The sequence below is a fragment of the Rhodococcus sp. P3_B8 genome, from assembly GCF_056402775.1.
Genome location: NZ_JBFUGT010000408.1, coordinates 1 through 5,047 on the forward strand (window position 1 = coordinate 1; position 5,047 = coordinate 5,047).

A 5,047-nucleotide genomic window follows, 5' to 3' on the forward strand; every position below is an offset into this window, starting at 1 on the left:
GCGGTGGGGGGATTGCGTTGACGGTCGCGCGGTAGCGCGCCGTCAGCCGGACCGCAGCGTGCTGGTGGCCAGCACGGCGAGCGACGCGACGACGGCCGCCATGCCCAGCCCCGCGACCAGGGTCAGCTGCTCGCCGAGCACCGCGGTCCCGAGCAGTGCCGCGACCACCGGTTCGGTGAGGGTCAGCGTCGCGACCGTCGCGGGTGGCAGCCGCCGCAGACCGGCGGCGAACAGGAGATACGCCAGCACGGTCGGGACGATCGCCAGATACACGGCGGCCGCAGCGCCCGCTCCGGTGTCGAGGCCGCCGGGCCAGGTCGCGACGAGCACGGGGATCAGGAACAGTCCACCGAGACCGAACATCTGCCCCATCGCCGCCTCGGGGCTCGCACCCGCTGCGAGCAGAGACGACCCGGCAACCGTGTAGGCGGCGTATCCGAGACCGGCGATCAGCGCAGGCAATGCACCCGCGAGGATCCCGGACGAGTCGGAGCCGCCGGTCGTGCCCGCCACGATCAACGCCATGCCGGCGACGGCGATGACGGTGGACACGGCCCACACCGGGCCGGGGCGGTGCCGGTGCACCGCCCATTGCAGCGCGCCGGTGAACGCGGGTCCCGATCCCAGCGCGATCATGGTTCCTGCGGCCACCCCGGCGCTCTGCACGCCAGTGAAGAATCCGAGTTGGTACGCCGCGACCCCGATCCCGCCCCACACGGCGGACGCATAGCGGCGAATCCCGGAGCCGTCACCGAACCCGAGTCCGCCGCGCAGCGCCGCGAACGCCGCGAGGAGCGCGCCCGCGGCCACGACCCGGGCCGAGCCGACGGCCAGCGGGTCGAGGTCGTATCCGAGGGAGCGGGACGCAAGGGCCTGCGCGGTTCCCGTGGTGGCGAACAGGATCGATGCGGCGACGACCGCCGCAACTGCGGGAGCGCGGGTCAGATGAGCCACGCAGCCGCGTTCGGTGGGAGCTGCCCCTCGACGAGCGGCGCGCTGCTGAGCAGCACCTCACCGGGTGGCAGCGAGATCGGCGCGTCGGTGGCGTTGAGGGCGCAGATCAGCCCGCCGCGCCTGCGGAAGGCGAAGCAGCCCGCGGGGCTCCCGTACCAGTCGACCCCGGGACCGGAGAACTCCGGACGCAGCGAGCGCAGTTCGAGTGCGGCCCGGTACAGCGACAGCGTCGACGTGACGTCCTCGAGTTGCGCCTCGACGGTGAGGTCCGCCCACTCGGGGGGCATCGGCAGCCAGGGCTCGCCGGTGCTGAACCCGAACGGTGGTTCGGTGCCCTCCCACGGCACGGGCACCCGGCAGCCGTCGCGGCCGCGTTCGGTGTGACCGGACCGTTCCCACACCGGATCCTGCAACGCCGAATCGGGGAGGTCGACGTTGGGCAGGCCGAGTTCGGCACCGTTGTACAGGAACGCCGCACCCGGCAACGCCAGTTCGACGAGGATCATGGCCCGGGCGCGTGCCGTGCCGATCTCGCCGCCGCCGTACCGGGTGACTTCCCGTTCGACGTCGTGGTTCGACAGGGTCCAGGTGGGTGTCCCGCCCACCTGGTCGACGGCGGTCAGGGAGTTCTCGATCGCCTCCCGCACCGTCTCCGCCGAGAACTCGGCCTCGGCCAGCCGGAAGTTGAACCCGAGGTGCAGTTCGTCGGGCCGGATGTACTCGCCGAAGCGTTCGTTGTCGCGAACCCAGATCTCCCCGACGGCCATCGTGCCCGGGTACTCGTCGAGCACCTTGCGGATGCCGCGGTGGATGTCGTGGACCGCGGGGTTGTCGAACCGCGGATCGTCATCCGAGTTCTGCAGCAGTTCGTTGGCGGACCAGTCATGGTCCGGCAGACCTTCCGGCTTGGCCATGCCGTGCGCGACGTCGATGCGGAATCCGTCGACGCCCCGGTCCAGCCAGAACCGGAGCGTCTTCGTGAGATCGTCGACGACCTCCGGGTTGTCCCAGTTCAGGTCGGGCTGCTCCGCCGCGAAGATGTGCAGATACCACTGGCCGGGCTTGCCGTCGGCCTCGGTGATCCGCGTCCACGCCGGCCCGCCGAAGATGCTCGGCCAGTTGTTGGGCGGCTCCGCGCCGTCCTCACCGCGACCGTCGCGGAAGATGTACCGGTCCCGTTCGGGACTGCCGGGCGGCGACGCCAGGGCGGCGCGGAACCATTCGTGCTCGACGCTGGTGTGATTGGGCACCAGATCCATCGTCACCTTGATCTGCCGCGCGTGCGCGGCCTCGATCAACTCGTCCATGGTCGCGAGGTCACCGAACAGCGGGTCGATGTCACGGGGATCGGACACGTCGTAACCGTGATCGGCCATGGGGGAGCGCATGACCGGGCTCAGCCAGAGGGCGTCGACACCGAGCAGTTCGAGGTATCCCAGCTTGTCCCGCACTCCGTGGAGGTCGCCGACACCGTCACCGTTCGCGTCGGCGAACGAGCGGGGATAGATCTGGTAGAAGACGGCGTCGGACCACCAGGGTGCCGGCTGCGTGTCGTCGGCGGACGTTTCGGCGGGAGTGCTCACAAACGCCCATCGTGCCAAACGATCGCCCGCACCACGACTCGACCGGCGTAATCGGCGCGGGGCGGTTTCAGAAGGCGGAGTTCACCATCGACGCGGCGGCCATGTCCATGTACTCGGTGAGAGCCTTGCGGTGGGCGTCGTCGAGGGTGCCGGAGTCGATCGACGCGATGGCCGTGTGCATGCACCGCAGCCAGGCGTCCCGCTCGATCGGGCCGATCTTGAACGGCTGGTGACGCAGCCGCAGTCGTGGGTGGCCGCGCTCGTCCGAATAGGTGTGCGGTCCGCCCCAGTACTGCTCGAGGAACATCCGCATCCGGCGCTCGGCCGGACCCAGATCTTCCTCGGGGTAGAGGGGTCGCACGATGTCGTCCTTGGCGACTTCCTCGTAGAAGCGCGCGGTGAGTTTGCGGAACGTCTCCGCTCCGCCCACCGCCTCGTAGAAGGTCTGCTGCACGTCAGTCATGGCGCCTTCCATTGTGCACGTGCGGGCGCGAACGGTCTTCGTCACCGTCTGTTCACCGAATGTCCTGCATTTTTGTCGGAAATGGACGTGCACGAGCTGGCAATTCATGGTGCACTTGGTGGCAATCTCCCGGAGGTCGCATGAAGAATCGACACAGCGCCCGCGCGCACCGACAACTCGTGCCCACTGATGCCCGGAGTGCCGGGGTTTCAGGGGCGTTTGCTTTACAAGTGATCACCGAAGGCTCCGCGCACAGCGCAGAGCCTTCTTTCCCGGGCGAGAATGCGGTTCCGCTCTGGATCAAGCGCCGGGTGCTTCTTCTGAATGTCACCTACGAGCCGCTCACCGCCCTTCCTGCCCGCCGCGCCGTGGTGTTGATGACCTGCGGTAAGGCCGATACCGTCCACGAGGATCCCCAGGCCCCGGTCGTCCACTCCGAGCAGTGGGCCGTGCAGGTGCCGTCCGTGATCCGCCTCCGGAACTATGTGCGCGTGCCGTATCGCGCCCGCGTTCCGATGACCCGCGCAGCCCTCATGCACCGGGACCGGTTCCGATGCGCCTATTGCGGCGCCAAGGCCGAGACCGTCGATCACGTGGTTCCCCGCAGTCGCGGCGGCGAGCATTCGTGGGAGAACTGCGTGGCCTGCTGCGCACCCTGCAACCACCGCAAAGCGGACAAGTTGCTGAGCGAACTCGGCTGGACGCTCCGGGCGTCTCTGGTGCCTCCGTCGGGGCCGCACTGGCGACTCCTGGCGTCCACCAAGGACCTGCACCCGTCGTGGATGCCCTACCTCGGTGAAGGTGCCGCCTGAGCGTTCCGCGCGTCCCCTTCGCGAAGTTCGGCCCTGACGCTTCCCCTCGCACGGTTCTGGGCTACCGTTTGCGTTGTGAGCATTCTCGAGACAGTGCTGATATTCGTAGGAATTCCGGCGTTGATCACCGCCTTCTTCGCGGGGATGTCGTTCGTCGGCAAGAAGACGCCGGGCCCCGTGCCGCCCGCGTTCCACCTCGGTGAGGAATGGACGCACGCGCCGGTGCTGTGGAGCGCCGTCGACGAGGTGACCACGCACGGTCATCACGGCGGACACCACGGCGCGCACGCCGGTTCGGCAGACCTGATTGGAGGCTCGGCAAGTGGCAAGTGGTGACCTGATTCCCGCGTCCGCGGTATCCGCGGACAATCTGCCTGTCGGCAGCGTCGTGACCTCCAGTGGTCGCATCTCGGGCGTGCACCGTGTCGGTGAGCCGTTCACCGACGACCTGCCGTTCACGACGGACGAACTCGTCCGCCTCGACGATGCCCTCACCGAAGGCACCCGCAAGACGAAGGTGCGCTTCAACGCGTACATCGGTGACCTCGGCGCCGACACCGCAGCCGGCGCCGACGCGCTGTTCCCGACGACGCCCGAGGCGGAACGGTCCGTGCTCATCGCGGTCTCGCCCAACCAGCGGACGGTCGAGATCCGCAGCGGCCGGGCCGTGGCCAACCGGGTCACCGACCGGGTCGCCCAGCTCGGTGCCACCGCCGCCGTGTCCTCGTTCGGCGACGGCGACCTCATCGACGGTCTCGTGAGTGCCATCCGCGTGATGAGCGCGGCAATCGCCTCGCCGTAAACCTGCACAGATCAGCGTCCGCGCGGCCCGATCCGGCTCAGTCCTCCTGAACCGGATCGGGCCGTCGGTGTCTCACCGGGTGCCGACGACGCGGTCGCCGCTCTCGAGCGTCCGCCGGACGGCGTCGATGCCGAGTTCCATCATCCGCGCGGTCCAGTCCGCGAGACTCGCGGGCAGGATGTCCGCGATCCAGACGAACACGGTCGCGCCGTTGCCGTCGTCGCTGACCTGGGCGGACGCATGGTGATGCCGGTAGGGGCCGTCGACGATCGACCAGGCCGGTCGGCGCGCGTCTTCGTCGCACGAGACGAGACGCTCCCGGACTGTCGGTGGTCGATGCGAACATATGTTCGTGTCCGATTCGCCGCGCCCGCGCATCTCGAGTGGCGCCGAGGCGACCATCCTGCACGCCGACCTCGATGCGTTCTACGCC

General features: G+C 69.0%; 7 protein-coding genes. 3 read left to right on the forward strand and 4 right to left on the reverse strand.

The genetic code is table 11. The features are described from left to right. Window positions 1-42: 42 nt before the first annotated feature. The 3 genes from AC1D1G_RS41645 to AC1D1G_RS41655 form a co-directional block, all read right to left on the reverse strand. Complete coding sequence (locus AC1D1G_RS41645; protein ID WP_317567564.1) at window positions 43-954, reverse strand: DMT family transporter; 912 nt, start codon at window positions 952-954, stop codon at window positions 43-45. Continuing rightward, window positions 942-2,537 (reverse strand): glycoside hydrolase family 13 protein, encoded by a 1,596-nt coding sequence (locus tag AC1D1G_RS41650; protein WP_283333573.1) that lies wholly within the window; start codon window positions 2,535-2,537, stop codon window positions 942-944. Before AC1D1G_RS41650 ends, AC1D1G_RS41645 begins: the two co-directional genes overlap by 13 nt. A gap of 67 nt (window positions 2,538-2,604) precedes the next feature. Next, on the reverse strand, window positions 2,605-3,000 hold the full coding sequence (locus tag AC1D1G_RS41655; RefSeq protein WP_029537133.1) for a globin: 396 nt from the start codon (window positions 2,998-3,000) through the stop codon (window positions 2,605-2,607). A 140-nt stretch (window positions 3,001-3,140) separates the two neighbouring features. Here AC1D1G_RS41655 and AC1D1G_RS41660 point away from each other — a divergent pair, with 140 nt between their 5' ends. The 3 genes from AC1D1G_RS41660 to AC1D1G_RS41670 all read left to right on the forward strand — a co-directional run bounded on the left by AC1D1G_RS41660 (window position 3,141) and on the right by AC1D1G_RS41670 (window position 4,614). After that, window positions 3,141-3,812: an HNH endonuclease gene (locus AC1D1G_RS41660; protein ID WP_198602110.1), complete on the forward strand. Its 672-nt coding sequence runs from the start codon at window positions 3,141-3,143 to the stop codon at window positions 3,810-3,812. A 75-nt stretch (window positions 3,813-3,887) separates the two neighbouring features. After that, complete coding sequence (gene ctaJ / locus AC1D1G_RS41665) at window positions 3,888-4,148, forward strand: aa3-type cytochrome oxidase subunit CtaJ (RefSeq protein ID WP_005248217.1); 261 nt, start codon at window positions 3,888-3,890, stop codon at window positions 4,146-4,148. Then, window positions 4,135-4,614 (forward strand): DUF5130 family protein, encoded by a 480-nt coding sequence (locus AC1D1G_RS41670; RefSeq protein ID WP_005264322.1) that lies wholly within the window; start codon window positions 4,135-4,137, stop codon window positions 4,612-4,614. The genes ctaJ and AC1D1G_RS41670 overlap by 14 nt, the downstream gene beginning before the upstream one ends. 72 nt (window positions 4,615-4,686) lie before the next feature. Here AC1D1G_RS41670 and AC1D1G_RS41675 read toward each other — a convergent pair whose 3' ends face one another. Then, window positions 4,687-4,992 (reverse strand): SRPBCC family protein, encoded by a 306-nt coding sequence (locus AC1D1G_RS41675; protein ID WP_283333674.1) that lies wholly within the window; start codon window positions 4,990-4,992, stop codon window positions 4,687-4,689. Between the last annotated feature and the right edge of the window lie 55 nt (window positions 4,993-5,047).